Source organism: Bradyrhizobium barranii subsp. apii (assembly GCF_011516635.5).
GTDB classification, from domain to species: domain Bacteria; phylum Pseudomonadota; class Alphaproteobacteria; order Rhizobiales; family Xanthobacteraceae; genus Bradyrhizobium; species Bradyrhizobium barranii.
In genome coordinates this window covers 7,736,060-7,762,802 of sequence record NZ_CP096255.1, presented here as the reverse complement: position 1 = coordinate 7,762,802, position 26,743 = coordinate 7,736,060, and the positions used below count along the sequence as shown (strand labels likewise).

Sequence of the window (26,743 nt, the reverse complement as noted above, 5' to 3'; positions counted from 1 at the left end):
GTGCGACAGCGGGTCCCATGCGAGAATGCGGACCTGTTTGCCGCGGATGGATCTAGTGCCCGCAAAGACGTTCGAACACGACCCCGATGCCATGGTCCTCAACCTCTTCTACGAGGACAAGGATGATCGCTGGTTTCCCGGCGACCGGCATCTGCGGCGCATGGCGCGCCGGATGCTGCTCGGCGAGCCGCGCATGAGCGGGCAGCTTCGCGTGTTCCTCAATCTCTGCGCAGGGCTCGACCGGCTCGGCATCCGCTACCGCGTCAACGACTACGGCTACATCGCGCAGCATCCCGACGAACTCGCCTGCATCATCGGCCGCACCTTCCTGCTCGACAAGTTCGCGTGGAAGAATCCAATCCTGCTCGGTGTCGCCGCCCACAATCATCCGCTGGACGATCCCGATCTGTTCAAGCGGCTGCCGGTGAAGAAGGTCGTGGTGCCCGGCCCTTGGTACGTCGACATGTACCGGCCGTACTGGCCCGACACGGAGGCCTGGCCGATCGGCATCGACACGGATCTCTGGGCGCCATCGGCGCCGTCGCAAAAGACCGTCGACGTCCTGATCTACGACAAGGTCCATTGGGACCGCGAGCGCTACGCGCCGGAGCTGATCGAGCCCGTCCGTGCCCGCCTCCTCAAGGAGGGCCGCTCGTTCACGGAACTGCGCTACGGCAGCTACAAGGAAGAAGACTATCAGGCCGCGCTGGCGCGCTCGCGCGCGATGATCTTCCTGTGCCAGAACGAGAGCCAGGGCATCGCCTATCAGCAGGCTCTGTCCTGCGGCGTGCCGGTGTTCGCCTGGGATCCCGGCGGCCCGTGGCGCGACCCGGATTATTATCCGCACCGCGTCCAGTTCGCGCCGGTATCGTCGGTGCCGTATTGGGACGACCGCTGCGGTGCCAAGTTCATCGACATCGCGGGGTTCGAGGCGGGCTGGGACAGTTTCTGGGCCGGCTGCACCGCTGATGCGTTCGATCCGCGCGGCTTCGTGCTCGACAATCTCACGCTGGAGCAGCGGGCGCTGCAATATTACGAGATCGCGCGCAGCATCGTGCGGCCGCAGGCGGCAACGCAGGCCTCGGCCCTATTGGTTGACGGATGCTTAACAAGGATGGGCTAGACCCAAAGCTTCCGCGGCTTCACCACCTGCCTTGAGCCATGGATCGAAGCATGGATCGCAGCGCCGCTGACATGACCGACGTCGAGACCCGAACGCTGGGCCACGCGCTGCACGATGGGCTCGCGGGGCTGAATGCCGCACAAGCGGCGCGCTGCCTCGTCGCGGTTGCGGCGTTGCTGCTGGTGCTGATCACGCTCGATCCGTTTCCTGACCTTCGCAACGAGGATGTGACCACGGTCGTCGGCGGGCGCATGGCGCTCACCTATATCTCCTGGGGTCTGCTGGCGGCGGTCGCGATGTTGTTCGTCGCCGCCACCGATACGCCCGCGCTGAAGAGCCTGGTGACGCCGCTGCATCTTTGCCTCGTCGGCTGGCTGTTGATCAACATCGCCTTCTCCGAGAGTCGCGGCGTTTCGATCCAGCGCTTCGTGCTGGCGGTCAGCGTGACGTCGCTCGCCATGCTGTTGCCATTGCTGCCGCCGACACAGCGGACTTTCAACTTGTGCCTAGGCGGCGCCGCGCTCGTGCTGCTGGTGCTGTGCTATCTCGGCGTCTTCCTCGCGCCGCAATATTCGATGCACACCGCGCTCGACCTCACCGAGCCGCAGCTTGCCGGCGACTGGCGCGGCAGCTTCGGCCACAAGAACATCGCCTCGCCGGTGATGACTATCCTGGTCTATGTCGGCATTTATCTCTGCGGCGTCGGGTCGTTCGTGATGGGGCCGGCGATCGCCGCGCTCGCCGGCATCTTCCTGATCTTCACCGGCGGCAAGACGTCGACGGTGCTGTGCCTTGCGATCTACGCGCTCGCCTCGCTGGTCTATGTCACGCCAGGCCTGTGGCTGAAGCGGCTCATCTGCTTCGTGCCGCTGATCGTGATGAACCTGCTGACGGTCGGCAGCGTCTTGAGCCCGGCGCTCGGGGCGCTGACGCGGCTGCTTCCGCTCGATCCCACCTTCACCGGGCGGTCCGCCATCTGGGAATTCGCGCTCGCGGCCGTCGCCGAGAAGCCGATCATCGGTCACGGCTATGCGGCGTTCTGGGACGACGTGACCGCGCGGCAGACCGCTCAGGGGTCCGAATGGGCGACGTCCGCGGCGCACAGCCACAACAGCTATCTCGACCTCGCGGTCACCATCGGCCTGCCGGGGCTGATGCTGGTGATTCTCGTCTTCGTGCTCGCACCGCTCGGCAATTTCCAGTCGGCCCAGGCTCACAACCGTAGCCGCGCGCTGGCAAAATTGTTCCTCACCATATGGCTGTTCGGCCTGTATTACGGGGCCACCGAGACGTTCCTGCTCGAACGGCAGAATCCGATCTGGTTCATGTTCGCGCTTGCAGTGGCTGGCCTGCATTTCCTCGCCAGGTTCCAATGCGTCGAACAGACGGAACCGGAGCGCTGACAGCTTGTCGCAGCCGGAGCGATAGTGATGTTGGCTTAACGATAAGCCGTTACGTCACTTGTGGTCTGCGACAAACATAATCTATCTGGAAACATTCAGTAATCGCATGTCCCGCGGATGACGTTTCTCAGCGTCGAGCAACCAGATGGTCTTGTGTCCAGCACGTCGGGAATCGCTGTCGATTTCGTGCGTGACTGGCGGCAGGCCGCATCGCGCCTGAGCGCGGGGCATCGCGCCGCATTCCAGCACGGTTACTGGCTTGGCGCATGGTACGAGGCGTTTCACGACTTTGCGCCGCTGATCGCATTGATCTCCGATGCCGCGACCGGCAAGGACATCGCGGTGGTGCCGATGATCGGCCACATCAGGCGCGGCATCCGCATCGTCGAATTCGCCGACCTCGGCGTCTCCGACAACAACGCGCCGATCCTGGCGCTCGATGCCGCGTTGGACGCTGCGGCGACGGATGCGATCGGCAAGGCGCTGGTCGACGCGTTGCGCGCCTTGCCCGACCGCTTCGATCTGCTGCGGCTGAAGAAGATGCCGGCCCATGTCGGCGGCAAGCCGAACCCGCTGGCGTCGCTCGGACGGATCGGATCCTGCTCGCTCAACGGCAATCTCGTGCTGATGGGCGACGACTATGAAGCCTACCGGGCCTCGATCAAGCGCATGCAGATGCCGCGCTGCTGGCGGGTCTTCAGCCGTCATGCCGGCGCGCGGCTCGAGATCGCCACGGATGTCGCGCGTGCGCGCGAGCTGCTGGACGTGATGGATGTCCAGCAGCAGGCCCGCATGCGAAAGCTCGGCTCGCGCTTCGTACTCAACGACGACGCTCATGCCCGATTCTATCGCGAGGTCGCCCGCCAGGGTATCGCGGAAGGCTATGCCGTCATCTCGGCGCTGGTCTGCGACGAGGCCGTCGTCGCCACCACGTTCGGTGTCAGGTCTGGTGCGAGCTATTTCCTTCTGCGCATCAGCCACGCCGGCGATTCATGGTCGAACTGCTCGCCGGGGCTGCTCGTCACGGAGCGTACCATGGCGGCGCTGCATGTAGAGGGCGTGCGCCGTTTCGATCTGAGCATCGGCAACCAGGACTACAAGCGCCGCTTCGGCGCCGCGAAGGTCGCATTGACCGATGTCAGCATCGCACTGTCCTGGCGCGGCGCTCCCTATGCATGGCGCGACCATGCCGCGCAGAACCTGCGTCGCTATCCCAGGCTTGCCGCCGTCGCCAGCCGGGCGATACGCAAGATGCGGTGATGGAGGCCGCGTCATCTCGAAAGGCCGGCACTGAAGGCGTCCAGCAGCGCGCGACCCTGCGGCCAGTCGCCGAGCCCGCTCGACGCATTGATGTGGCCAAGGGCGCCCAGCACGATCAGACCGGACTTCCAGGCACGCGCCCGCTGCTGCGTCTTATCGAGCCTGCCAAAGGGATCGTCGGTGCTGGCGATGATGAGCGAGGGGAAGCGCAGCGTACGGTCCGGCACCGGCTTGAACGCAGCCGCCTCTGCGGGAAAATTGGCACCATCGGGATCGGGCACCGCGACCAGAAAAGCACCCGCGATCGTGGATGGGAAGCGCGTGGCCCAGTGCGCCACCAGCAGGCAAGCGAGGCTGTGTGCGACCAGCACCGGCGGCTTCGCGCAGCGCCCGACCGCCTGCTCCAGGGATTGCTCCCAATCGGCGAGCTCCGGCCGGTCCCAGCTCGCCGGCTGAAACCGCGTGAAACGTGTATCGTTGCGCTCCCAGAGTGTCTGCCAATGAGTCTCTGCGGAGCCGCTGAGGCCGGGCAACGTGATGATGTCGTGCATGATCGTCCCGTGATATCTGAGATGCACGTGCAGTGTGGCCGGTCTTGGTGCTGCGTCACATGGCATGTCATCGGAGAAAGAGATCATCTGCCGATGATCTCAAGGTGGAATGGAGAATTGTCTTGGATCGCTTCGGAAGCATTGACACCAAGGATCTGAAGATCCTGGAGGCATTGCAGGCCAATGCGCGCGTGCCGCTGTCCGAGCTCGGCCGTTCCGTCGGGCTGTCTCAGCCGGCCATCTCCGAGCGCGTGAAGCGGCTCGAGGAAGCCGGGATTATCGAAGGCTACGGCGCCCGCATCAATCCGCGCGCGCTAGGGCTCGGCCTGATGGCGCTGGTCCGCCTGCGCACCTCGCATGAGCACATCAAGACCTGCCTCAAACGGTTCAGCGAGATTCCGCACATCGTCGAAGTCCATCGCGTGACCGGCGATGATTGCTTCGTGCTCAAGGTGCTGGTTCCGGCGCCGGAAGATCTGGAGACGATCGTGGATCGTATCGCCGGCTTCGGCGCTGTGACGACCTCGCTCGTGCTGCGGAGCGAGCCGGCGCGACCGATCGGTAAAGACCTCATCAGGAAGAAGACCGAACGCGGTTGAGGCGTGGCCCGCGCGATCGACACGTCACCGGGCTGTCACAAAGCCTTCGATCGCGCCGAGCTTCGATGATCGCGCGCGTTGTGCTATCGTCGTCTCCGCTTTCCGGAGGCGACATGGAAGATCGTTCGGCGAAATATCGCGCATTCTATGCGCAGTTGATCTGCGCCGCGGCCAAGACGACGGATCCCCGTATCGAACAGGCCTTTCGCACGGTCAGACGCGAACCCTTCGCCGGACCCGGACCATGGTCGATCTCCGTCGGTGGTCATCCCTATGTCGTGACGCCCGACGACGACCCCGCCTTCCTCTATCAGAACACGCTTCTGGCGCTGGACCCGGCGCGCGGCCTCAATATCGGGATGCCGGGCGCGCACGCCTATTGGCTCAGCGGCTGCGGCGTGCGGGAAGGTGAGACGGTGATCCAGATCGGTGCCGGCAGCGGCTACTACACCGCCATTCTCGCCGAGCTCGCGGGACCTTCGGGCCGTGTCCATGCCTATGAGATCGACGAACGCCTGGCGGCATTCGCGCGCGAAAATCTGAAGGACATCCCGCATGTCGAGCTGGAAGATCGCTCGGGCATCGCGTCCGATTTACCGGGCGCGGATGTGATCTATGTCTGTGCGGGCGCGGCGCAGCCGGCCACGCAATGGCTCGATGCACTGCGGCCCGGCGGCCGGCTGGTGTTTCCGTTGGCGCCGGAGGGCATGCTCGTGGCATGTTGATGATCACGCGCCCGGACGAGGGCGCGGTCTGGCCGGCGAAATTCTTGAGTCGAGCCCAGTTCATCGGCTGCGCGGGACTGCAAGACGCGGATGCCGGCCGGCGATTGGCCGACGCGTTCGCGAAAGGATGGGAGAGCGTGCAGTCGCTGCGCCGAGAGGGCGCTCCGGACGAGACGTGCTGGTTTGCCGGTGAGGGCTGGTGGCTTTCGACGGCTGCGGCGCTCGTCCCGACGGTTTCAATCAAGCCCCACGCCGACCTCACGCAGGCGTGACGGATCGTTCACGCCCTACGATTTCGCGCACCCAGCGCAATGCAGCCGGCCGCGCGAGGCGCGGAACAAGCTGCGGCAATACCAGCGCCGCGCCAATGCCTGCGCAGGCCTGCGGATCATCTGCGCGATCAACAAGAGTTCGAAAGCCATTCGTATCGCTTTTGGTCAAATATCCTCACCACGTAGATGGGGCGGCGTTCCCGAATGAGAACGCCGCCCGCGTCGCATCAGCCATGCAGTCGTCCGTGCGTAAAGCCTAACTGCGCTCAGCCATGAAGTTCAGCCACGAAGTTTCTTGGCGGTCTCCGCGATCTGGCGGCCTTGGTAGCGTGCGCCGGCGAGCTCGTTGGCGCTGGGCTGGCGGCTGCCGTCGCCGCCGGTGATCGTGGTGGCGCCGTAGGGGGCGCCGCCGGTGACCTCGTCGAGCTTCATCTGACCGGCAAAGCCATAGTTCAGACCGACCACGACCATGCCGAAATGCAGCAAATTGGTGATGATCGAGAACAGCGTCGTCTCCTGGCCGCCATGCTGGGTCGCGCTCGCGGTGAAGGCGCCGCCGACCTTGCCGTGCAGAGCGCCCTTGGCCCAGAGTCCACCGGCCTGGTCCAAAAAGTTCGCCATCTGCGAGGCCATGCGGCCGAAACGGGTGCCGGTGCCGACGATGATTGCGTCGTAATTGACGAGGTCCTCAATCTTGGCGACGGGTGCTGCCTGATCGACCTTGTAATAGGACGCCTTGGCGACTTCGGCCGGCACCAGCTCGGGCACGCGCTTGATGTCGACGGTGGCGCCGGCCTCGCGCGCGCCTTCGGCAACAGCGTTGGCCATCGCTTCGATGTGGCCATAGGCGGAATAATAGAGGACGAGAACTTTGGTCATGGTGGTCTCCGTTGGGATCGATGTTGAATGTTGTTGGGGGTCGTCATGCCCGGGCAGAAGCGCGAAGCGCGTCTTCGCGCTAGATTTCCCGGGCATCCACGTTCTTGTGCGCCCATGGAGGGGCGTGGATGGCCGGGACAAGCCCGGCCATGACGGATAGCGCTTAAGCCGCGTCGACGAGCACGAGCTCGGAATCTTCCAGCGCCGTGATCTTCAGCTTGTCCTCGTCGCGGATCGCGGCGCCGTCGCGGGCGTTGACGCGCACGCCGTTGATTTCGACCGCGCCTGCCGCCGGCACGAGATAAAGGTGGCGCGACTTCTGAGCTGAATACTCAGCCGTTTCGCCGGCCTTCAGTGTGGTCGCCAGCACCCGCGCATCGGCGCGGATCGGCAAGGCGTCCTTGTCGTTCTCGTCGCCGCTGGCGATGGTGACGAGCTTGCCGGTGCGGTCCGCCTTCGGAAACGGCTTCGAGCCCCAGGTCGGCTGGCCGCCACGCGCGGTCGGTTCGATCCAGATCTGGAAGATCCGGGTCTTGGTCGGCTCGAGATTGTATTCGGAGTGGCGAACACCGCTGCCGGCGCTCATCACCTGCACGTCGCCCGCTTCAGTGCGGCCCTCGTTGCCGAGGCTGTCCTGATGGGTGATCGCGCCCTCGCGCACATAGGTGATGATTTCCATGTTGGCGTGAGGATGGGCGGGAAAGCCGGTGTTCGGCGCGATCTCGTCGTCGTTCCACACCCGCAGGGCGCCATGACCCATGTTGTTCGGATCGTAGTGACTCGCGAAGGAGAAATGGTGCTTGGCCTTGAGCCAGCCGTGATCGGCGCCGCCGAGCTTTGCGAAAGGTCTGAGTTCGATCATCTGGGTAATTCCTTTGTGTGATCCTTTGGGGTGAACGGCTGGCGCCTTGATCAGGCGCCGAACCCGCCGTCGACGTTGAGCACCGTGCCGGTGACGAAGGAGGCTTCCGGGCTTGCGAGGAACACGACGCCGGCGGCGACTTCCTCGGGGCGGCCGAAGCGCTGCAGCGCGTGCTGCTTGCGCTGCGTCTCGGCGAACTCGCCGCCGTCCTTCGGGTTCATGTCGGTGTCGATCGAGCCGGGCTGCACCACGTTCACGGTGATGCCGCGCGGGCCGAGGTCGCGTGCCGCGCCCTTGGTGTAGCCGACGACGGCTGCCTTGGTGGCGACGCAGTCGGCAAGCCCCGGGAACGAGGCGCGGTCGGCGAGCATGGAGCCGACGGTGACGATGCGGCCGCCTTCGCCCATCAATTGCGAGGCAGCGCGGATCGCGGCGATCACGCCGTGTACGTTGATGGAATCCTGACGTTCAAGCGCGGCCGTGTCAGCCTTCGCATCGTCGATCGCGCCGCCGGCGGCAACGCCGGCATTGTTGACGAGGATGTCGAGATGGCCGAATTCCTTGGCGACGTCATTGACGAGCTGCGTCACGTCCTTGGCCGAGGCTTGGTCTGCCTTGAAAGCGCGGGCCTTGACGCCGCGGGCCTTCAGTTCGGTGACGACCGCCTCGGCCTTTTCGGGCGAGGCGACATAGCTGATGGCGACATCCGCGCCTTCATCGGCGAGAGCGCGGGCCGAGGCCGCGCCGATGCCACGCGAGCCGCCGGTGACGAGGGCAACCTTGCCTGCGAGCTTCTTGGTCATTGGATTTCTCCGGTCCTGAATGTCTGATGACCCTTGGATAAGCCTCCGCCTGTGGTGTAGAAATAGAAACTGTTGAAACGCATTGTTTCCTGAAATACCCCAATTGGACCGGCGCACATGGCAAAACTCCCCGATTTCGAGGCGCTCGCGATTTTCGCAAAAGTCGCGGAATTACGGTCGTTTGCAGGGGCCGCGAGCGAGCTCGCGATGTCCAAGGCAACGGTGTCCAAGGCGGTCACGCGGCTGGAGGAGCGGCTCGGTGCCCGGCTGTTCAACCGCACCTCGCGGCGGCTGGCGCTGACCGATGCCGGGCACAAGCTCGCCGAACGCGCCACGCGCCACGCGCCTGCTCGTCGACGGCGAGGCGGCCGAGAACGAGGCGCTGGCGCCGCTGCTGCCGGAGTTCTTCGAGACCTATCCGGAGGTCTCGGTCGATCTGCATCTGAGCGATGCGACCATCGATCTGATCGGCGAGGGCTTTGACATGGCGGTGCGGATCGCGCGGCTGCCGGACTCTTCGCTGATCGCGCGGAGGCTCTTCACCATGCCGCGCTTCACGGTGGCCGCGCCGTCCTACCTCAAGAAACATGGCCGGCCGACGCATCCGATGCATCTCGCCGAACACAAATGCTTCAGCTACGCTTATCTCTCCACGCCCAATGTCTGGAACTACACCAATTCGGCAGGCGAGCAGGCCAGCGTACGTCCGGGCGGACAGCTTCGCGTCAACAACGGTGAAGCGGTGATGCCGGCGCTGATCGCCGGCCTCGGCATCGCCGAGCTGCCCGAGTTCATCGTCGGCGAGGCGATTTCGTCCGGCGAGGTCGAGGTGATCCTGAAAGACTGGAAGCAGGCCGAAGGCGCCGTGCATCTGGTGACGCCACCCGGCGGCCCGCGCCCCGCACGCGTCGAGGCGCTCGGCGATTTTCTCGCGGCGAAGCTGCCAGGCACGTGCAAGCGGCGGCCGAAGAAAGGTGTCAACAAAGCGGGGTAGATCCCTTGGTGGGCACGGCGCGTTGCGCCTTTGCCCACCCTACGTGATCTCGCTAGTCTATCCTGCAAACGGCTATCGTAGGGTGGGCAAAGCGAAGCGTGCCCACGCCTTTGCCTGATGGGATCGCAGATGCCTCGATATCGGCGCGCACAAGGCTGCACGTTCTTTTTCACGGTCGTGCTCGCCGATCGTTCAAGCACTCTGCTCGCAGATCATGTTGATCGCCTAAGACGAATTTACCAAACCGTTCAGCAGCGCCGACCGTTCGAGACCGTCGCGATCTGTATCCTTCCCGACCATCTCCATGCCATTTGGTCGCTCCCGGAGAATGATTCCGACTTTTCGTCGCGTTGGAATTTGATCAAGGGCGGTTTCTCGCGAGGATTGGAAGCGCAGGAGCGCTCGGCAAGCAAGTCACTCAAGCGCGAGAAGGGCATTTGGCAGCGCCGCTACTGGGAGCACGCGATTCGAGACGACGCGGACTTGGAGCGCCACGTCGACTACATCCACTTCAATCCAGTGAAGCATGGCCTCGTCACGCGTGCGCGCGATTGGTCCCTCAGCAGCTTCCATCGCTACGTCGAACAAGGCACTCTCCCCGTGGATTGGGGAGGGGATATGCGGGAGATCGCGGGGCAGTTCGGAGAATGATGGTGGGCACGGCGCGCGAAGAGCGCGCCTTTGCCCACCCTACGAGATCTCGCTCGTCGATCCTCCGCACAACTATCGTAGGGTGGGCAAAGCGAAGCGCGCCCACCATTTCAGATTACGACTTCCGATCACGACACCTTCACGCCGTTGATCGCGACAATGCGCAAGGCTGGCTTCAGCGTCCCCTCCAGCTGCGTCTTCAATTCGTGAACGCGCGGGTCGTTCGAGCGTGCCGCGCAGGCGGTGTATTGATGGACCGATTGCGCCAGGGCGCGCCGCGCTTCCGGCGTTCGCGTCAATTCGGGCTTTGAAAGCCGCAAGACGATTGCTGCGAGATTCACCAGCATCTCGTCCAGGGCGACGTCGATGGTCGCAAGATTCCGCATCACCCACTCCCTCAAGAGGGCAACAGCGGGTTCAGGGAAGCGTTCCGGGCCGGACCGAACATGGTCAATACTTCGTAAACGCCTTGTTCTTGCCGCTCGGCCGGTTAGGCTGCCAGCGAAACAAAGATAATCGGGGGCGAGGGGACCATGATGGATCGACGTGATCTCTTGCGCGCCGCTGCGGCATTGCCGTTGTTGCGGGCTGCTTTACCTGACAAGGCCTTCGCGCAAGCCTATCCGGTGCGCAACATCACCATGATCGTGCCGTTTCCGGCGGGCGGTCAGGCCGATCTTGCCGCGCGTCCGGTCGCGATGGCGCTGGAGCGAGTCCTCGGCAAGCCCGTCATTGTCGACAACCGCGCCGGCGGCGGCGGCGGATCGGTCGGCAATGCTGCGGCGGCGCGCGCGGAGCCCGACGGCTACACGCTGCTGATGACGCTGTCCTCGCTCGCGGTGCTCCCCGAGGCCGATCGCCTGTTCGACCGACCCGTTGCGTACGAAGTCTCGCAGTTCATGCCGATCGCGCGCGTCCTCGCCGATCCCACGCTGCTCGCGGTGCCGGCCTCGGCGCCGTGGAAGACGGCGCAGGATTTTGTCGCGGATGCGAAGAAGCGGCCGGGCCAAATCACTTACGGCTCGTCCGGTCCTTACGGGACGCTGCATGTCGCGATGGAGATGTTCGCGAGCAGCGCCGACATCAAGTTGCTGCATGTTCCGTTCCGCGGCGCGGGCCCCGCGCTGACCGCGCTGCTCAGCGGCACCGTGCAGGCGATAGCAGCCGCGCCCGGTACCCTGAAGCCGCAGGTCGACGACGGCAAGCTGCGCGTGCTCGGCAATTGCGGCGCTCAGCGCATCGCGAGCTTCCCCGACGTTCCGACCTTTCAGGAGCTCGGCTACAAGGACGTCGAGATGTACATCTGGGCCGGGCTCTTTGCACAGAGCGCTCTTCCTGCGCCGGTCGCGAGCCGCCTGCGCGAAGCGATGGCGAAGGTGATGACGAGTCCGGATGTGCTCAGGAGCTTCGAGGCCTCGGGCAGTCTGGCCGCCTATCAGGACGCGCCGGCATTCTCGCAATTCGTGGCGACGGACAGCGCGCGGCTGATCGCGGCGGTGAAGAAGATCGGCAAGGTGGAATAGGTTCCCGCCGCATTTTCACATTTTTTTGTTGGTTCAGAACCTGACCGCGTCTCATTGATTGAAGACAAATCAAGGGAATCGAGAAGGATCGGGATATGCGAACAGAGCGGATTGCGCTGGGTCTGGCGCTTGCAGTCAGCGGCATCGTCGCGCAGGGCGCGGCGTCAGCCCAGGACTATCGCGGCACAATGGAACAGCAGATGGCGTGTACGCCGGATGTCTGGCGCCTTTGCAGCGACCAGATTCCGGACACGAACCGCATTGTGACCTGCCTGCAGCAGAACACGCCGCAGCTTTCGAGCGCATGCCGGGCGGTGTTCCAGTCGAACAACCAGGCCCAGCCGCAGCAGCCGGTCCCGCGCGGCCGGTCTGTGCCGCCGCCGCGCTACAACAATGCGCCGCCGCCTGTCGCCGCGCCACCACGTCCCTATGATGATGACAACGACTAGAGCATGATCCGGAAAAGTGTGATGCGATTTTCCGAAGAGGTCATGCTCAAGTCATAAGCTGAAGCGACCGTCTCACTCCCGACTCGTTTGGCGCTCCCGCTTGCTGTTCGGCTCGGGTCGCTGTCGCAGCGCTGTCCGCAAGAGGGCACCGAAGAGCAATGCTGCGACTGGCCAATGGAACCAGATCTTGTGCATGCCGGTGAAAACGTTGATCAGAATCAGAAAGCCCGAAACCGTGAGGGCCACTGCAACCGGGCGGGGCAGCTTCGCCAGCCAATCCGAGACGAAGCCCATCCAGGTGGATGGCTCGTGCCTGCTGTCAATCCATCGCGCGCCAGTTTCCGAATCTGCAACTGCCCGCCCCTGGGGAGGGAGGCTTTCGTCAACCGGGAAGCTCCGTCGCCCAGCGCTTTGGCCGCTCATGGCCACGCGATAGCTGGTCATGGGAGCAACGTTCTTCATTGGTCGCTGGCCGAGACAGTCGAAGCCAACGGACAATTTGTTGTGCACCTGATCGTAGACGGAGCTTGAGATCACGACGCCGCCGGGTTCGGCGAGCTCTTGCAGCCGTGACGCGATATTGACCCCGTCGCCATAGATGTCGGACCCGTCCACCATCACATCGCCGAGGTTGATGCCGATGCGAAACCGCATCGGGTTCGCGTGAGGTGGGTCCGAATCCTGGTTGGAAATTTCCTGCTGAATTTCGACCGCGCATTGCACGGCCTCGACGACGCTGGCGAACTCGGCGATCACAGCATCGCCCCAGGTATTCACGATCCGGCCGTCATGGCGCTCCACCAGTCCCGCAAAGGCAGTGCGGTAGCGGCGCAGCGTCTCCAACGTTCCAGTCTCGTCTGCCTCCATGAGGCGAGAATAGCCCTGCACGTCAGCGCACAGGACGGTCGTCAATCGTCGTTTCACCTTGTCGTCGGCCATGGTCCATATGGTAACCTTCCTGACCGGCAATTGCATCAGGCATCGCATTTGGCGCCCTCGCGGTTCAACGACCGGTCGTCCAGTCCCGAAACCGTCCTAACCGTGCAACGAATTGCGGCCAGCCAGGTGCCAAAACCGACCTGGCGTGAGATCGCCCTTCATGAACACAGGCCGGAGCGGCCTTAAGGCCTGTGCTCGCAGACGTCGACCCATTCGGCCGCGGTGAGCTCCGCCATCCGCTCGGGCGTGATGCGCACGGCGCTGTGGGTCGAGCCTGCGGCGGGTACCACCACGTCGAACGCCTTCAGCGACACATCGCAATAGATCGGCAACGGCGACTTCAGTCCGAACGGGCAGACGCCGCCGACCTCGTGGCCGGTGATCTCGGCGACCTCCTCCAGCCCGAGCATCTTCGGCTTGCCGCCGAACGCAGCCTTGACCTTCTTGTTGTCCATCCGCGAGGTGCCGGCGGCAACGATCAGGATCACACGCTCGCCGATGCGCAACGACAGGGTCTTGGCGATCCGGCCGGGCTCGACGCCATAGGCTTCGGCGGCCAACGGCACCGTGGCCGAGCTGATCGGGGATTCGATGACAGAGATGTCGGGGGCTTTCTCGGCGAAGAAGGCGCGAACGGATTGAAGGCTCATTCCAAACTCATGGGCGGGCGGCGATGCTTAAACGATCGTTGGCAGTTCCGAGAGCGCGCGGACACGATGATCCGGCGCGAACCCAAGCTCGTCCATCTGGGTCCGGATCGCCTTGTACATCGTCAGCGGTGCCACGAGTTCGTTCTCGACGCAAGCCAGCGCCATCGCCTCGGGCGTCACACGTTCGATCCAGGCGACGTTCAGTCCGAACGACTTCGCGCCCGCGACATCCCAGGGATTGGACGAGACGAACAGAACCTCATCCGGCCTGGTGCCGAACGCCTCGCCGATCAGCGTGTAGGCCTCTGGAGACGGCTTGAAGACCTTCTTCGCATCCACGCTGATGGTGGCATCGAGCAGACGGTCGAGCCCGGAATTGCGCACGAGCGCATTCAGCATGTCCGGACTGCCATTCGAGAGGATGGCGAGCTTTCGCGGCTTCAGCGCGGCAAGCGCGGCGGCTGCATCGGGGTAGAGATCGAGATCCAGGTATTTCTCGATCACCCGCTCGAACGCTTCGCCTTCGTAGGCGAGCCCGAGCAGGCGCAGCGTATAGGCGAGCGAGTCGCGCGTGACGGTCGCAAAATCCTGGTAGCGCCGCATCAGCGAGCGCAACCAGGTGTATTCGAGCTGCTTGATCCGCCAGACCTGGGTGATGATCTCGCCATAGCCCGGAAACGCATCCTCGGTGATCTCTGCGACCGACTGGATGTCGTACAGCGTTCCGTAAGCGTCGAAGACGACGGCCTTGATGCTCATGGCTCGCTCCTTTGGGACTTTGCGGTGGCGCACGGACAATACCGAAACGGCCCGGTACTCGACAAGGTCGGAACCTTCTTCAAACAATCGTCACCCCGTCGACCTCGCGCAGCAGATTGACACTGCCGCCGGCAGGCGTTTAATTCAGGGTACGGGGATTTGCGATCTCCCCGCGAGGCGACATGCCCAAGTATCGCGTCCTGGTCACCAAGGACGCCGCATGTCTTCTTTCATCTCGATCTCATCAGAGAAATTGTCCCGTCAATTGGTGCCGCCAGCGCGCCGACCCTCGTCGATGTCCGTATCGACAAGGGCCGCGCGGTCTATTTGCGCACTCGACAAGACGGCGAGCACCAAGAGCTAGAGCGTTTTCCGATCACGTTGCGTCGTAACCAGCCGCGACGAGATAATTTTGACATTCCTCGGGTGAGAAGCGTTTGAGAGCGTTGGCGATTGCTTGCCAGAGATCGGGCATGGTGCGGGCTGCGGCGGTCCGCAACAGCGCTTTCAGTTTGGAGAAGGCCATTTCAATCGGGTTGAAGTCTGGACTGTAGGGCGGAAGATAGAGCAGGCTAGCTCCGACCGCCTGGATGGCCTCTCGAACGCCATGGACCTTGTGAGCGGGCAAGTTGTCCATGATAACGGTATCGCCCGGCCGCAGCGATGGGGCGAGCAATTGCTCGACGTAGGCCAGGAAAGCGTCGCCATCCATTGGACCGTCCAGAACAAGCGGCGCGATCAGACCGTCGGAGCGCAATCCAGCGGTGAACGTCGTCGTCTTCCAATGTCCGTGTGGGATAGCTGCACGACATCGCTCGCCGCGTGGCGAGCGCCCGTAACGCCGCGCCATTTTGGTGTTGGCGCTGGTTTCGTCGATGAAGACGAGACGCTCAGGGTCAAGGTCGATTTGCCCTTCGAACCACTCCTCACGTGCGGCATTTATATCGCCGCGCCGTTGCTCGGCGGCGTGCGCTGTCTTTTTTTAAGTGTGATCTTTCTGCGCTGGAAAAAACGCCAGAGCGACGCGATGCCAGTCGATATTCCACGACGTTTCAACAGTTCTCGCAACTCGGCAAGCGTGATATCCGGCCTCGCTGTCACCGCCTCCAGAATCAATTGCGAATGCGCTTCGATGCGCTGCGATTTGCGGTCACCGCCCTGGCGTTTAGGAACGATGTCGCCAACTTTCTTGAGGCGACCGCGCCAGCGGATTGCACTGGCCGCGCTGACACCAAAGCGCTCAGCAGCCTGTCGACAGGACATGCCACCGTCAATCGCGGCTACCACCCTTTGGCGAAGATCAACCGAAAGCGCCCTGGCCATACATGCTGGCCTCCCTCGCCAGCATGCAGCTTGAATCTGACTCGCGCCGTTTTGGGAATCTGGAGGGTTCTGTGAGGTCGCGCTCACGCGAGGGCGCGGCAGGCGCTTATGACGCGACCTCATTGAAGCCGGATTGAACGAAGGCGCGGGAGGCTATTCGCGGTTTTGCAGCTATGGGGATTGTTCGAGATCGCCATGCCCGATCTGCTGGCTCGGCGCGTGAGGCAGAGACACAGGAGTGCGCATCCTGGAAGAGTTGAGATCAGACGCGCTTCGCCTGAGATCGCGATAGGCCTTTTGCTGCATCGGACGGTTGTTGTCGCGCAGTGTGACAGCACGGATTCGACATCGTCCGCGATGATCGAGACGCTGGGAGCGAAATGACGAATGATGATCGTCGTGCACGACATGACTTGGCTCACGATGTGTCGCATCGGAACGGTGATGTTCGAGGGCTGGGGCGTCTGAAGCTATGTCGAAAGCGCTCAATGATGCGCATGACGCCACCACAATCGGGACAGGCAGGAACCTCGGCCCAGGTTTGAGCCTCCGAATCCACAGGCGACGGCTGGCCATCGTTTGGGGCTGTTCGCTCATGATCGAGAAGTTCGCGGCAAAGGGCGAGCTTGGCAGCGCGATGGCGGTTGGCCATGAAGCCGAAGTGGCGGATGCGGTGGAAGCCGTCAGGCGGCGTATGAAGCAGGAAACGGCGAATGAACTCATCGGGCTTGAGATTCATGATCTTTGTCGCGCTGTTTTGGCGATAGTCCTTCCATGAGAAGGCGACATGATCGTCGTCGAGTGCGACGAGCCGGCTGTTGGCGATCGCGACGCGATGGGTGTAGCGGCCGAGATAGGCCAGGACCTGTGCGGGTCCGCCGAAGGGCCGCTTGGCGTAAACAACCCAGTTGATGCGTCGCATGGCGTCGAGGTGGGCCGCAAAGGCAGCCGGCTCGGCCAGAGCTCCGAGATCGCCGAAGAAACGCAAGGCACCGGAGTTGAAGGCTGCCGACAGACGTTTGAGAAAAAGTGTGCGAAATAGTCTGGACAACGGTTTGACGGCCAGGAAGAAGTTCGGTCGGCAAGCGGTCCAGCGCGCGCCATCGGGCGAGAGGCCGCCACCCGGAACGACGCAATGGACGTGGGGATGATGCATCAGCGTCTGTCCCCAGGTGTGGAGGACGGCGACGCCGCCGATCGCACCGCCGAGCCGGCGTGGATTGGCGGCGAGCGTCGTCATCGCCTCGGCGGCAGCCTTGAACAGGATGGCATAGACGACGGCCTTGTTCTGGAAAGCGATCGCGGCGATCGGTGCGGGAAGTGTAAAGACGACGTGGAAATAGGGAACCGGAAGCAGGTCGGCTTGACGCGCGGCGAGCCACGCGGCTCGGGCTCTCCCCTGACACTTCGGACAGTGCCGATTGCGGCAGGAATTATAGGCAACGCGTGTCGTGCCGCAGTCGTCGCAAGCCTGCATGTGGCCGCCGAGCGCCTCGGTCCGGCACGCAACGATCGCGCTCATCACGCGCCGCTCGACCCGCCCCAGATGACCGGCATGTACACGGCGATAGGCGTCGCCATGCCGGCGCAGAATATCGGCAATCTCGATGGCGGGCCTGTTGGAGCGGATGTCGGAGCGGGTCATGACCCGCATCCCGCTGCGGGTCATCCAGGTGGCGTCACCTCCAGCGACAGGCGATCGAGCGGGCTCTGCGTCGCTCGGATCGTATCGGTGGCGACCTGCGTGTAGCGCGCTGTCGACGACAAATTATTGTGCCCGAGCAAGACCTGGATGATCCGGATATCGGTTCCGTTCTCGAGAAGATGTGTCGCGAAGCTGTGGCGCAGCGTGTGCAGCGTGACGCGCTTGGTCAGGCCCGCAGCCTTCACCGCCGACCGGCAGGCGGCATGCAGCACGGTCTGATCGATCGGATGATCTTCGTCACGACCAGGGAACAGATAAAGCCGCGGCCGGGCGAGCCGCCAGTAGGTGCGCAGGATGCCCAGCAGCTGGGGCGACAGCATCACGTTGCGATCCTTCGCGCCCTTGCCGTGGCGCACCTGGATGACGCCGCGGGCGCTGTCGATGTCTTCGATCCGCAGTCCCGCAACCTCCGAGGCCCTGAGCCCGGCCGCATAGGCGGTGGTGAGCGCGGCGCGGCTCTTCAGGCTCGATACCGCTTCAAGAAACTGAACCACTTCGTCGGCGCTGAGAACGACCGGCAGCTTGCGCGGTTCTCGCGCATAGGGAATGCGCTCTGGGATGAGCGCCTCGCCGAGCGTGACGCCGTAGAAAAACCGTAGCGCACAGACGATCTGGTTCAGCGCCGGCCATGAGATGCCGGTCGAGACCAAATGCACCTGGAAGGCGCGGACGTCTTCCAGCTCTAACCGGTCAGGCGATCGGCCAAAATAGCGGCTGAACTTCGAAACCGCGCTGATGTAGGATCTTTGCGTCGCCGGCGACAGATTGCGGACGGTCATGTCTTCGATCATGCGGCGGCGAAGAGGGCTCAAATCGGCCATCTCGATACTCCTGTCTGAGGGGGTGGGCTCCAACACCCACATCCTCTCAGCCAGGAGGCGATCTATGCCACCTTGCCCCCTACGCCGCGGCAGCGGCTTCGTTCAATCCCCACCCGATTCTTTCCGGTCGGAAAATGCTCTAGCGAGCACACGGGGCGAGTCGGGGACGACGATGACGTGGAGGACTCCATGACGACGAATACCGACCGCCGAGACTTCATCAGGGGCGTGGGGGCCGCCGCGGCATCGACCGCAATACTCGCGGGGACGCAAGCCCTTGCGCAAGCCAATCAGCCAACAGGAGCCAGGCCAATGACATACCAGCCCAAGCCGATGCCGTTCGATCCGAAATCCATTGCCGGCATCTCGGAGAAGGTGCTCGTCAGCCACTACGAGAACAACTATGTCGGTGCCGTAAAGCGACTCAACGCAATCGGAACGCAACTCGCCGAGCTCGACTTCGCGAAAGCTCCGAACTTCGTCATCAACGGCCTGAAGCGCGAGGAACTCGTCGCGTCAAACTCGATGATCCTCCACGAAATCTATTTCGACGGGCTCGGCGGTGCCGGCAAGCCGAGCACACCACTTGCCGACGCGATCGCGCGCGATTTCGGCAGCACGGAGCGGTGGCGCGCGGAGTTCTCCGCCATGGGCAAGGCCGAAGGCGGCGGCTCCGGCTGGGTGATTCTTTCTTACTCGCCGCGCGACAAGCGGCTGGTCAATCAGTGGGCCGCCGACCACACGACGACGCTGGCCGGCGGACGCCCAGTACTGGTGCTCGACATGTATGAGCACGCCTATCACATGGATTATGGCGCCGCGGCCGCGAAATATGTCGACATCTATATGGAAGCGATCAAATGGGACAACGCTGCAACACTGTACGATCAATACAGGCGGGAAGCTTAGAGCCGTGCAAAAAACGAGCGTAGCGCTCTTGGGGGCGGCGTTGTTCCTATTGTTGGTGGAAGGAAACGCGATGGCAGAAACTGTAAATTTTGACAACGCAGCAACCGGCGCAGCGCCCGAAGGCTGGACTCTGACGATGACGGGTCGTGGCCAGCCCAAATGGACGGTCGAGGTGGAGTCTACGGCGCCAAGCAAGCCGAACGTCCTGAAACAATCCGGTCAGGCGACGTTTCCAGTGGCGCTCAGGAGCGGCACCAGCATCCTAGACGGGTTCGTCGAGGTCAAGTTCAAGGCGATCGCAGGCTCCGAGGATCGTGCGGCCGGTATTGTCTGGCGCGTAAAGGATGCCGACAATTACTATGTCGTGCGGGCCAACGCGCTTGAAGACAATGTTGTGCTCTACAAGACGATCAAGGGTGTTCGCAGCGCGCTCGATATTGTCGGCCGGAAGGGCGGCTATGGCGTCAAGGTATCGGTGCCGTCAGGTCAATGGCATTCCCTACGTTGCGAATTCGCGGGAAAGCTATTCAAGGTGACGTATGACGGCAAGCCGATGTTCGAGGTCGAGGACGAATCGATCAGGGACGCCGGCATGATCGGCTTGTGGACCAAGGCCGACAGTGTCACCGTATTCGACGACCTGACATACGGTGCGCTGAACTAGGTTAACATCGGCGTCGACCCGCTCACGTCGGAGAAACCATGCTCGCTCGAACCCTGCTTGCGGCCACCGTCCTGTTGATGCTCGCGCACCCGGCAATGGCGCAGGAGCCGCTCGCGACCTACAAATCCCTGAGTCCCGAGCTGGCGCTTGATCTGGCCCGGGCATCGCTTGGTGACTGCCGATCACGCGGGTATCAGGTCGCCGTCGCGGTCGTCGATCGCTTCGGGGGGACACAGGTGATCCTTCGTGACAGGTTCGCAGGTGCTCACACCGTTTCAACGGCCTCGGGCAAGGCGTGGACCGCAGCAACATTCCGTACCAGCACCACCGAACTGAATGCCGTCAGCCAACCTGGCATGATGCAGGCCGGTATCCGCAATCTCCCCGGCACGGTCATTATAGGTGGCGGATTGATTGTCGAAGCGGGCGGTTCGCTGGTCGGAGCCGTCGGTGTGTCTGGGGCGCCCGGCGGTGATGCTGACGAAGCCTGCGCCAGGGCCGGAATCGACGCTATACGCGACAAGCTGGAGTTTTAGGGCCGCCTTGCCCGCCTCAGCGAGGCCTTGAGCGCTTGAGCGTGAGGGCTTCGGCAACCGGTCGAAGCCCTCAATGCGCCGTGGCGATGAGTACGCGGCTAGATCCCCAGCAGCCTGCGCGCGTTGGCCTTCAGCACCTTCGGCCGGATCTCGTCGCGGATCTCGATCTTGGCGAAGTCCGACAGCCAGCGGTCCGGCGTGATCACCGGCCAGTCCGAGCCGAACAGCATCTTGTCCTGAAGGATCGAGTTGATATAGCGCACCAGGATCGGCGGGAAATACTTTGGCGACCAGCCCGAGAGGTCAATGTAGACGTTCGGCTTGTGAGTCGCGACCGACAGCGCTTCCTCCTGCCAGGGGAAGGAGGGGTGGGCGAGGATGATCTTGAGGTCGGGGAAGTCAGCCGCGACGTCGTCCATGTACATCGGGTTGGAATATTTCAGCCGCATGCCCATCCCGCCGGGCATGCCCGAGCCGACACCGGTCTGGCCGGTGTGGAACAGCGCGATCGCGCCGCCATTGTTGATCTCTTCGTAGAGCGGATAGGCCATGCGGTCGTTGGCGTAAAAGCCCTGCATGGTCGGATGGAATTTGAAGCCGCGGACGCCGTATTCCTCGATCAGCTTGCGCGCCTCGCGCACGCCGAGCTTGCCCTTGTGCGGGTCGATCGAGACGAAGGGGATGAGGACGTCGAGATGGTCGGAGGCGATCTCCAGCATCTCCTCATTTTTGTAGCGGCGGAAGCCGGTCTCGCGCTCGGCATCGACCGGAAAGATCACCGCGGCGATATTCTTGGAGCGGTAGTAGGCCGCGGTCTCCGGCACGGTCGGCGGATGCTTGTGCGGCGACTTGAAATAGTCCGCCATCTGCGCCTGGAAATCGTCATAGCCGTCGTCGGGATGGGTGCCGCAGGGCTCCTCGGCGTGGGTGTGGATGTCGATGGCGACGACATCGTCGATGTTGGGCAGCTTCAGCTTCGGCATTGGTTTCCTCCCGACGGGTTGACGAATTGATTATATGATATAACGAATTTGGCAAGGCACGTCGTCGAAGCGAAGCCCCATGTCGACAAATGCGTAGATCGGGCCGATCCGGCCGTTTCTACTTGCTTTCTACTTTGCATGGGGTTGTTTTCCAGAATTTGCTGGTCCGGAACCGGGCAGTTAACATTGACATCCGGTCCTCCCATGCCTTAAGAACCGCCCCGTCCCGGGCGGTCGGTCCGCCAGCGGGAAAGATCTCATTTTGCCACATTCGCGCGTGCCGAAACGGTAGTGCCGAACACGGCCTTTCGAACGTTCAGGATTCTGCCATGAAGGTCCGTAACTCGTTGAAGTCGCTGCGCGGTCGCCATCGCGCCAACCGCCTGGTCCGCCGCAAGGGCCGGGTCTACGTGATCAACAAGGTGCAGCGCCGCTTCAAGGCTCGCCAGGGCTGATATTGCCCTCGCGGTCGCCTCACGCGCGCCCCGCAAGACCACGGCTCACACGACTTTGACGCCGCCTTTGCTTTGCAAGGGCGGCTTTGCGCGTTTAGACTTTGCGCATGGCAGTGAGATTCCTGGCAGTGAGCTTCCCTTTCGCGCGCACCCTGTGTCTGGCCCTTGTGCTGGGCGCCACTGGCCTTACGCCAGCCCTGGCGCAGAAAGAGCTGCCTGCCCCTCCCGGCAAGGAACAGAAGAAGCTGCCGGAGGCGCCGGCCAAGCTGCCCAAGGTCGACCGCAGCAAGAATCTCGATTTCCTGTTCGGCGCGCTGAAGGCCGCGCCCGACGAGGCCAGCGCCAAGCATGTTGAGGCGCGGATCTGGGCGATCTGGATCCAGACCCCGAGCGACACCGCATCGCTGTTGATGGCGCGGGCCAAGACTGCGGTCGACGCGCAGAAGATCGACATCGCGATCAAGCTGCTGGATTCGGTCATCAAGCTCAGGCCCGACTACATCGAGGCCTGGAACCGGCGCGCCACGCTCTACTACATGCAGAATGACTACGGCCGCTCGCTTGCCGACATCCGCGAGGTGCTGATCCGGGAGCCTCGCCATTTCGGCGCGCTCGCAGGCCTCGGCATGATCATGCAGGAGGTCGGTGACGAGAAACGTGCGCTCGAGGCCTACCGCAAGGCGCTGGCCGTCAATCCGCACCTCGAGAAGATCCCCGAGCAGGTCAAGGCGCTGACCGAGAAGGTCGAAGGCCGCGACATCTAGCGGACAAGTTGATCATTTCCCGAGTGATTGCGGCGTGCGCGGATTAACCACGATCACACGTGCGGCGTTCTCAGGGGTATTGTTGAAGCGCGCGCAGGCCTACCTGCATGGCAGGAGCACGGCCATGAAGCGTTTGATCTTTGCAGGTGTATTGCTGCTCGCGTCGGGCTCGATGAGCCTCGCCGACGGCTTGTTCTGGGTGGTCGGCAATCGCGCCACCGGCAAATGCAACATCGTAACCAGCAATCCCGTGATCATCGGCGACATCTGGTTCGGCGACGGTCCCTACACGTCCAGGGCCGATGCCAAGCTTGCCCGTTCGACGATCCGCGCCTGCCCTGCGGTCACACCCGACGAGGAAAAGGACGAGGACGGAACGAACTAGCCTGCACTTAGTGCAGGACGCTACCGGCGCGCTCGACAAGGCCGTGATCGGCGGCCGCGGCGTAAGCCTTTGCAAGCTCCGTCTCGAGATGCTCGTTGATCAGAAGCAGTGCCCGCACTGCACCGCGCAGGTCACCGTTGCAGCTCGCCACGATCTCGTCGATCGCAGTGTCTTTGGATCTGAAGCTCATCGACATTCTCCGGTTCAAATCAGGACAAATCCTGCCGGCCTTTCCCGCATCCCCTTGGAGTTTGCGAGGAGGATCGGCGCCCACCCGCGCCTAGATGGCGGAACCGACCGTGGCGATTATATGGAAGCCGCGATGACGACTGCATGAAGCTGGTCCGAGGCTTGCGCGCTGCGGGGAATGCCATTGATTTTGCTGCCTTTTTTCATACTCGAATTATGCACATATCCACAGCCCCGGCTTTTCAAGTGGAGCGCCGGGTTCCACGGAGCGAAACTGCCGCCCGCTAGTCTCGTAACTGCCAGGTGCCCTGGATCGTCCGGATTCTCTCCATGATCGTGATGTCAGTCGTGACCGCGCTGGTGCTGCTGGCGCTGGCCACGCAGGCCGGCGTCCTCGCCGTGCAACGCGCCTTTCCGCCTCAGGGCCGGATGGTCGAGGTCGACGGCGCTGTGCTTCATGTCGTCGATATCGGTCCGCGCGGTTCAGGCATGCCGATCGTGATGCTGCATGGCGCGAGCTCCAATCTCGAAGCGATGCGGCGTCCGCTCGGCGACCTCCTGGCCAAAGACCATCGCGTCATTTTGATCGACCGTCCCGGTCACGGCTGGAGCCCGCGGATGCGGCGGCGGGATTCGACGCCGCAGATCCAGGCCCGGATGATTGACGAGGCGCTTCGTAAGCTCGGGATCGATCGCGCGGTCTTCGTCGTGCATTCCTGGAGCGGTGCGCTCGGCGCGCGGATCGCGCTCGATCATCCCGGCCGTGTCGCCGGCCTCGTCATGCTGGCGCCGGTGACCCACCCCTGGCGCGGCGGCGTCGGCCGCTACAACGAGATCGTCGCAACGCCGGTGATCGGCCCGCTGCTCGCCTACACCATCACGCTGCCGATGGGGTATTTCGTTGCCGAGGCCGGCGCGCGCAGCGTCTTCCTGCCGCAAATCATGCCGGACGGCTTCGTGCAGGACTCCGCGACGCCGCTATTGCTGCGCCCGCGCGAGTTTATCGCCAATGCCTACGACCTGGTGACGCTGAAGGAAGCGGTGACGGCGCAGGCTGCGCGTTATGGCGAGATCAAGGCACCGGTCACGATCATCGCTGGCGAGCCCGACAAGACGGTGAAGACCGCCATCCACGCGCGTCCCTTCGCCGCGATGGTGCCGGGTGCCAAGCTGATCGTGCTGCCCGATCTCGGCCACATGGTGCAGAACGCTGTGCCGGATCTGGTGAAGACGGAGATCGAGACGATGATCGGGAAAATCGCCCCGGCGCAGGCGGCCGCCGATTAAAGCGTTTTAGAGCGAAGTGGATACCGGTTCGCGTGAAGAAAATGCGTCAAAACAAGAAGCCCGAGCTTCGGTTCTGACTCAATCAGAACCGAAGCTCGGGCGGCCGCCGTTGACGCGCTTACTGCTTGATTTTCCCGTCCTTGTCGAACTGCGCGACGAAGGCCCAGAGATTGTTGATCTCGTTCTCGTTCTTGATGCCCGCGAACGCCATCTTGGTGCCGGGGATCTTGGCCTTGGGGTCCTTGATGTATTCCTTGAACGTGGCTTCATCCCAGGTGATGCCGGAATTCTTGTTCGCATCCGAATAATTGTAGTCCGGCGCGGTGCCTGACTTGCGGCCGTTGAGGCCGTTGAGCTCGGGGCCGACCTTGTTCTTGGCGCCTTCGCCGATGGCGTGGCAGGCCAGGCATTTGTTGAACGACGATTTGCCGGCCGCAACATCCTGCGCCATCGCGGCGGGTGCGGTGGCAGTCACGGTGAGGATCATCAGTGCGCCAAAAGTCAGTTTTGTCATCGGGTGCTCTTCGTCTCTTCCCTGGTGGGTCTAGGCTGGTCGGTCTTGCCTGGTCGGCAAACGACGGACCCGCCGGTTTTGGCAGGCCCGCCCGGCTTGGACAAGCCGCGAAACCATGACAGGTTTCATGCTGCCCTACTTGTCCCAGAGCGAACTCGCTGAAGATGGCCGCTCCGACTTTCGGATGGCCTACCCAAACAGGCGCGGACGTGGTTGATTTGCCGCGACAATTTGATCGTGGGCTACGAGTCGGAAGGATATGTTATGGCCATCATGATGCCCGCGAGCGACCAGACCGTGCTGGCGCGCCGCGCTGAGATCGTGGCTGCATTGCGCGCAATCGTGCCCGGCGAGGGCGTGATCGACAGCGCCTCCGAGATGCGGGCCTACGAATCCGACGGGCTGACGGCCTATCGGCAACCGCCGATGGTCGTGGTGCTGCCCGACACCACCGAGCAGGTCTCGCTCGTCCTGAAATATTGTGCCGGGCAGGGGATCAAGGTGGTTCCGCGCGGCTCCGGCACTTCGCTGTCCGGGGGCGCGCTGCCGCTGGAAGATGGCGTGCTGCTCGGCCTCGGCAAGTTCAAGCGGATCCGCGAGATCGATTTCGACAACCGCGTCGTCGTCACCGAGCCCGGCGTCACCAATCTCGCCATCAGCCAGGCGGTCGCGCATGCCGGCTTCTACTACGCCCCCGATCCGTCCTCGCAGATCGCATGCTCGATCGGCGGCAATGTCGCGGAGAATTCCGGCGGCGTGCACTGCCTGAAATACGGCATGACCACCAACAACGTGCTCGGTTGCGAGATTGTCCTGATGAGCGGCGAGATCCTGCGCATCGGCGGCAAGTCGGCGGAGAATTCGGGCTACGACCTGATGGGCGTCATCACCGGCTCGGAAGGGCTGCTCGGGGTCATCACCGAAATCACGGTGCGCATCCTGCAAAAGCCGGAGACGGCGCGGGCGCTGATGGTCGGCTTCGCGCAGGTCGAGGCGGCCGGCGAATGCGTGGCGCGCATCATCGGCGCCGGCATCATTCCCGGCGGCATGGAGATGATGGACAAGCCGGCGATCCACGCCGCCGAGGCCTTCGTTCATGCCGGCTATCCGCTCGATGTCGAAGCGCTGCTCATCATCGAGCTCGACGGTCCCAAGATCGAGGTCGACGAGCTGATCACGCGCGTCGAGACCATTGCGAATGCCTGCGGCTCGACCACCTGCCAGATCTCGACCTCGGAAGCCGAGCGCAATTTGTTCTGGGCCGGCCGCAAAGCCGCGTTTCCGGCCGTTGGCCGCATCTCGCCCGATTATCTCTGCATGGACGGCACGATTCCCCGCGGCGCGCTGCCGAAGGCGCTGGCGCGCATCCGCGAGCTGTCGGAAAAATACCAGCTCGGCTGCGCCAACGTGTTCCACGCCGGCGACGGCAATCTGCATCCGCTGATCCTCTACGATGCCAACAAGCCCGGCGAGATCGAGCGCGCCGAAGCCTTCGGCGCCGACATCCTGCGCGCCTGCGTCGAGTTCGGCGGCGTGCTCACCGGCGAGCACGGCGTCGGCATCGAGAAGCGCGACCTGATGCCGGAGATGTTCACCGAGATCGACCTCAACCAGCAGCAGCGCCTGAAATGCGCTTTTGACGCGCAGGGCCTGCTCAATCCCGGAAAGGTGTTTCCGACCCTGCATCGCTGCGCCGAGCTCGGCCGCATGCATGTGCATGCCGGCAAGGTAGCATTCCCGGACATTCCGCGGTTCTGACGGTCGGA

Annotated in this window: 30 protein-coding genes and 2 pseudogenes; 17 read left to right on the top strand and 15 right to left on the bottom strand. The window is 63.2% G+C overall.

The window, feature by feature from the left end:
- Window positions 1-55: 55 nt before the first annotated feature.
- The 3 genes from HAP41_RS37270 (at window position 56) to HAP41_RS37260 (ending at window position 3,786) form a co-directional block, all read left to right on the top strand.
- Window positions 56-1,123: a glycosyltransferase gene (locus HAP41_RS37270; protein WP_166083583.1), complete on the top strand. Its 1,068-nt coding sequence runs from the start codon at window positions 56-58 to the stop codon at window positions 1,121-1,123.
- 50 nt (window positions 1,124-1,173) lie between these two features.
- Window positions 1,174-2,526, top strand: coding sequence for an O-antigen ligase family protein (locus HAP41_RS37265; protein WP_166083584.1), 1,353 nt, complete (start codon window positions 1,174-1,176; stop codon window positions 2,524-2,526).
- A 117-nt stretch (window positions 2,527-2,643) separates the two neighbouring features.
- Window positions 2,644-3,786, top strand: a complete 1,143-nt coding sequence (locus HAP41_RS37260) for a GNAT family N-acetyltransferase (protein WP_166083585.1) — start codon at window positions 2,644-2,646, stop codon at window positions 3,784-3,786.
- A gap of 11 nt (window positions 3,787-3,797) precedes the next feature.
- On the opposite strand, the gene HAP41_RS37255 is transcribed toward HAP41_RS37260, so the two are convergent.
- On the bottom strand, window positions 3,798-4,337 hold the full coding sequence (locus HAP41_RS37255; RefSeq protein ID WP_166083586.1) for an RBBP9/YdeN family alpha/beta hydrolase: 540 nt from the start codon (window positions 4,335-4,337) through the stop codon (window positions 3,798-3,800).
- Between the two features lie 122 nt (window positions 4,338-4,459).
- Between HAP41_RS37255 and HAP41_RS37250 the strand changes: the two genes are divergently transcribed.
- Together HAP41_RS37250 and HAP41_RS37245 are read left to right on the top strand one after the other, a co-directional pair.
- Window positions 4,460-4,936 (top strand): Lrp/AsnC family transcriptional regulator, encoded by a 477-nt coding sequence (locus HAP41_RS37250; RefSeq protein WP_014491880.1) that lies wholly within the window; start codon window positions 4,460-4,462, stop codon window positions 4,934-4,936.
- A 113-nt stretch (window positions 4,937-5,049) separates the two neighbouring features.
- A pseudogene (locus HAP41_RS37245) lies at window positions 5,050-5,933 on the top strand (protein-L-isoaspartate O-methyltransferase family protein).
- Here the strand turns inward: HAP41_RS37245 and HAP41_RS37240 are convergent.
- The 4 genes from HAP41_RS37240 to HAP41_RS37225 form a co-directional block, all read right to left on the bottom strand.
- A complete protein-coding gene (locus HAP41_RS37240; RefSeq protein WP_166083588.1) occupies window positions 5,920-6,102 on the bottom strand; it encodes a hypothetical protein in 183 nt (60 codons plus the stop codon). The pseudogene HAP41_RS37245 and the gene HAP41_RS37240 overlap by 14 nt on opposite strands.
- A 110-nt stretch (window positions 6,103-6,212) precedes the next feature.
- The gene (wrbA, locus tag HAP41_RS37235; RefSeq protein ID WP_166083589.1) at window positions 6,213-6,812 is read right to left on the bottom strand and encodes an NAD(P)H:quinone oxidoreductase; all 600 of its coding nucleotides are present in this window, start codon (window positions 6,810-6,812) and stop codon (window positions 6,213-6,215) included.
- A gap of 163 nt (window positions 6,813-6,975) precedes the next feature.
- Window positions 6,976-7,674: a pirin family protein gene (locus tag HAP41_RS37230; RefSeq protein ID WP_166083590.1), complete on the bottom strand. Its 699-nt coding sequence runs from the start codon at window positions 7,672-7,674 to the stop codon at window positions 6,976-6,978.
- A gap of 50 nt (window positions 7,675-7,724) precedes the next feature.
- A complete protein-coding gene (locus tag HAP41_RS37225) occupies window positions 7,725-8,477 on the bottom strand; it encodes an SDR family NAD(P)-dependent oxidoreductase (protein WP_166083591.1) in 753 nt (250 codons plus the stop codon).
- 117 nt (window positions 8,478-8,594) lie between these two features.
- Between HAP41_RS37225 and HAP41_RS37220 the strand changes: the two are divergent.
- Both HAP41_RS37220 and HAP41_RS37215 read left to right on the top strand, forming a co-directional pair.
- Window positions 8,595-9,471: pseudogene (locus HAP41_RS37220) on the top strand (LysR family transcriptional regulator).
- A gap of 129 nt (window positions 9,472-9,600) precedes the next feature.
- Entirely contained in the window at window positions 9,601-10,122 is a 522-nt protein-coding gene (locus tag HAP41_RS37215) for an REP-associated tyrosine transposase (RefSeq protein ID WP_166083592.1), read from the top strand.
- A 128-nt stretch (window positions 10,123-10,250) separates the two neighbouring features.
- On the opposite strand, the gene HAP41_RS37210 is transcribed toward HAP41_RS37215, so the two are convergent.
- Window positions 10,251-10,508: a hypothetical protein gene (locus HAP41_RS37210; RefSeq protein ID WP_166083593.1), complete on the bottom strand. Its 258-nt coding sequence runs from the start codon at window positions 10,506-10,508 to the stop codon at window positions 10,251-10,253.
- Between the two features lie 150 nt (window positions 10,509-10,658).
- Between HAP41_RS37210 and HAP41_RS37205 the strand changes: the two genes are divergently transcribed.
- The gene (locus HAP41_RS37205; protein ID WP_166105563.1) at window positions 10,659-11,645 is read left to right on the top strand and encodes a tripartite tricarboxylate transporter substrate binding protein; all 987 of its coding nucleotides are present in this window, start codon (window positions 10,659-10,661) and stop codon (window positions 11,643-11,645) included.
- Between the two features lie 95 nt (window positions 11,646-11,740).
- On the top strand, window positions 11,741-12,094 hold the full coding sequence (locus HAP41_RS37200) for a hypothetical protein (RefSeq protein WP_166083594.1): 354 nt from the start codon (window positions 11,741-11,743) through the stop codon (window positions 12,092-12,094).
- A gap of 72 nt (window positions 12,095-12,166) precedes the next feature.
- On the opposite strand, the gene HAP41_RS37195 is transcribed toward HAP41_RS37200, so the two are convergent.
- The 6 genes from HAP41_RS37195 to HAP41_RS37170 all read right to left on the bottom strand — a co-directional run bounded on the left by HAP41_RS37195 (window position 12,167) and on the right by HAP41_RS37170 (window position 18,291).
- Window positions 12,167-13,033: an adenylate/guanylate cyclase domain-containing protein gene (locus HAP41_RS37195; RefSeq protein ID WP_166083595.1), complete on the bottom strand. Its 867-nt coding sequence runs from the start codon at window positions 13,031-13,033 to the stop codon at window positions 12,167-12,169.
- Between the two features lie 182 nt (window positions 13,034-13,215).
- Window positions 13,216-13,683 (bottom strand): YbaK/EbsC family protein, encoded by a 468-nt coding sequence (locus HAP41_RS37190; protein WP_014491890.1) that lies wholly within the window; start codon window positions 13,681-13,683, stop codon window positions 13,216-13,218.
- Between the two features lie 27 nt (window positions 13,684-13,710).
- Entirely contained in the window at window positions 13,711-14,442 is a 732-nt protein-coding gene (locus HAP41_RS37185) for a haloacid dehalogenase type II (protein WP_166083596.1), read from the bottom strand.
- A 376-nt stretch (window positions 14,443-14,818) separates the two neighbouring features.
- A protein-coding gene (locus tag HAP41_RS37180; protein ID WP_166063836.1) for an IS630 family transposase occupies window positions 14,819-15,765 on the bottom strand; the annotation gives its coding sequence in 2 pieces (ribosomal slippage) (window positions 14,819-15,426 and window positions 15,426-15,765; 948 coding nt in all).
- A gap of 418 nt (window positions 15,766-16,183) precedes the next feature.
- The gene (locus tag HAP41_RS37175) at window positions 16,184-17,410 is read right to left on the bottom strand and encodes an IS91 family transposase (protein WP_166053869.1); all 1,227 of its coding nucleotides are present in this window, start codon (window positions 17,408-17,410) and stop codon (window positions 16,184-16,186) included.
- Window positions 17,411-17,430: 20 nt separating this feature from the next.
- Complete coding sequence (locus tag HAP41_RS37170; protein WP_029085027.1) at window positions 17,431-18,291, bottom strand: tyrosine-type recombinase/integrase; 861 nt, start codon at window positions 18,289-18,291, stop codon at window positions 17,431-17,433.
- A gap of 312 nt (window positions 18,292-18,603) precedes the next feature.
- On the opposite strand from HAP41_RS37170, the gene HAP41_RS37165 reads away from it, so the two are divergent.
- Genes HAP41_RS37165 through HAP41_RS37155 form a run of 3 tightly spaced genes read left to right on the top strand, consistent with a single transcriptional unit; the run spans window position 18,604 to window position 20,400 of the window.
- A complete protein-coding gene (locus HAP41_RS37165; protein ID WP_166083605.1) occupies window positions 18,604-19,200 on the top strand; it encodes a superoxide dismutase in 597 nt (198 codons plus the stop codon).
- 4 nt (window positions 19,201-19,204) lie between these two features.
- Window positions 19,205-19,864 carry a hypothetical protein gene (locus HAP41_RS37160; protein WP_166083615.1) on the top strand — a complete coding sequence of 220 codons (660 nt, stop codon included), beginning with the start codon at window positions 19,205-19,207 and terminating at the stop codon, window positions 19,862-19,864.
- 38 nt (window positions 19,865-19,902) lie between these two features.
- Window positions 19,903-20,400, top strand: a complete 498-nt coding sequence (locus HAP41_RS37155; RefSeq protein ID WP_071909493.1) for a GlcG/HbpS family heme-binding protein — start codon at window positions 19,903-19,905, stop codon at window positions 20,398-20,400.
- A 98-nt stretch (window positions 20,401-20,498) separates the two neighbouring features.
- On the opposite strand, the gene HAP41_RS37150 is transcribed toward HAP41_RS37155, so the two are convergent.
- Window positions 20,499-21,383 (bottom strand): amidohydrolase family protein, encoded by an 885-nt coding sequence (locus tag HAP41_RS37150; RefSeq protein ID WP_028147972.1) that lies wholly within the window; start codon window positions 21,381-21,383, stop codon window positions 20,499-20,501.
- Window positions 21,384-21,712: 329 nt separating this feature from the next.
- Between HAP41_RS37150 and ykgO the strand changes: the two genes are divergently transcribed.
- The 3 genes from ykgO to HAP41_RS37135 all read left to right on the top strand — a co-directional run bounded on the left by ykgO (window position 21,713) and on the right by HAP41_RS37135 (window position 22,987).
- The gene (ykgO, locus tag HAP41_RS37145) at window positions 21,713-21,838 is read left to right on the top strand and encodes a type B 50S ribosomal protein L36 (RefSeq protein WP_006611362.1); all 126 of its coding nucleotides are present in this window, start codon (window positions 21,713-21,715) and stop codon (window positions 21,836-21,838) included.
- Window positions 21,839-21,945: 107 nt separating this feature from the next.
- A complete protein-coding gene (locus HAP41_RS37140) occupies window positions 21,946-22,602 on the top strand; it encodes a tetratricopeptide repeat protein (protein ID WP_094184308.1) in 657 nt (218 codons plus the stop codon).
- Window positions 22,603-22,726: 124 nt separating this feature from the next.
- Complete coding sequence (locus HAP41_RS37135) at window positions 22,727-22,987, top strand: hypothetical protein (RefSeq protein ID WP_063986708.1); 261 nt, start codon at window positions 22,727-22,729, stop codon at window positions 22,985-22,987.
- Window positions 22,988-22,994: 7 nt separating this feature from the next.
- Here HAP41_RS37135 and HAP41_RS37130 read toward each other — a convergent pair whose 3' ends face one another.
- Window positions 22,995-23,177: a hypothetical protein gene (locus HAP41_RS37130; RefSeq protein ID WP_063986707.1), complete on the bottom strand. Its 183-nt coding sequence runs from the start codon at window positions 23,175-23,177 to the stop codon at window positions 22,995-22,997.
- A gap of 329 nt (window positions 23,178-23,506) precedes the next feature.
- Here HAP41_RS37130 and HAP41_RS37125 point away from each other — a divergent pair, with 329 nt between their 5' ends.
- The gene (locus HAP41_RS37125) at window positions 23,507-24,463 is read left to right on the top strand and encodes an alpha/beta fold hydrolase (RefSeq protein WP_166083634.1); all 957 of its coding nucleotides are present in this window, start codon (window positions 23,507-23,509) and stop codon (window positions 24,461-24,463) included.
- Between the two features lie 118 nt (window positions 24,464-24,581).
- Here HAP41_RS37125 and cycA read toward each other — a convergent pair whose 3' ends face one another.
- On the bottom strand, window positions 24,582-24,977 hold the full coding sequence (cycA, locus tag HAP41_RS37120) for a cytochrome c-550 CycA (protein ID WP_014491900.1): 396 nt from the start codon (window positions 24,975-24,977) through the stop codon (window positions 24,582-24,584).
- Between the two features lie 264 nt (window positions 24,978-25,241).
- Here cycA and HAP41_RS37115 point away from each other — a divergent pair, with 264 nt between their 5' ends.
- Window positions 25,242-26,735, top strand: a complete 1,494-nt coding sequence (locus tag HAP41_RS37115) for an FAD-linked oxidase C-terminal domain-containing protein (RefSeq protein WP_166083642.1) — start codon at window positions 25,242-25,244, stop codon at window positions 26,733-26,735.
- Window positions 26,736-26,743: the final 8 nt, after the last annotated feature.